This window comes from Bacteroides sp. OF04-15BH (assembly GCF_003477995.1).
Lineage (GTDB): Bacteria > Bacteroidota > Bacteroidia > Bacteroidales > Bacteroidaceae > Paraprevotella.
On sequence record NZ_QUEM01000110.1, the window covers coordinates 1 to 648 of the forward strand.

The 648-nt window shown below is 55.4% G+C and carries 1 protein-coding gene; it reads left to right on the forward strand.

All coding sequences use genetic code 11. From position 1 onward, the window contains the following. Positions 1-648: ParA family protein (locus tag DXA74_RS16100; RefSeq protein ID WP_147401164.1), on the forward strand; the 648-nt coding region annotated here is incomplete at both ends.

A 648-nucleotide genomic window follows, 5' to 3' on the forward strand; every position in this document is an offset into this window, starting at 1 on the left:
GTCGGCAAAACCACCTTTACCGTGCTGGCGGCGAGTTACCTATACTACCTCAAAGGCTACAATGTGGCGGTGGTCGATTGCGACTACCCCCAGCACTCCATTGCCGGGATGCGCAAGCGGGATGCCGAGCAGGTCGGGGCGGATGAAGATTACAAGCGCATGGCGTATGAACAGTTCACCCGGCTGGGGAAGAAAGCCTACCCGGTACTGTGCAGTTCGCCCGAAAAGGCGATTGCAACGGCTGACGGATATATAGCCGCCGGACACGTGCCGGATATAGTGTTTTTCGACCTGCCCGGCACGGTGAACAGCGAGGGCGTGATAAACTCCCTTGCGGGCATGGACTACATTTTCACCCCCATTTCAGCCGACAAGGTGGTGCTGGAAAGCAGCCTGTCGTTCGCAATGGCTATCCAAAAGCTATTAGTGAAGAATGAAGCCTGCCGACTTGCAGGGCTGTACCTCTTTTGGAACATGGTGGACGGTAGGGAGAAAACAGACCTTTACACCGCCTACGACAAGACCATTAAGGAACTGGAACTGCCGCTGATGAAAACCTTTATCCCCGATACCAAACGCTACAAAAAGGAACTGGTGGCGGATAAAAAGGCGGTGTTCCGCTCCACGCTCTTTCCCGCCAGCCGCCCG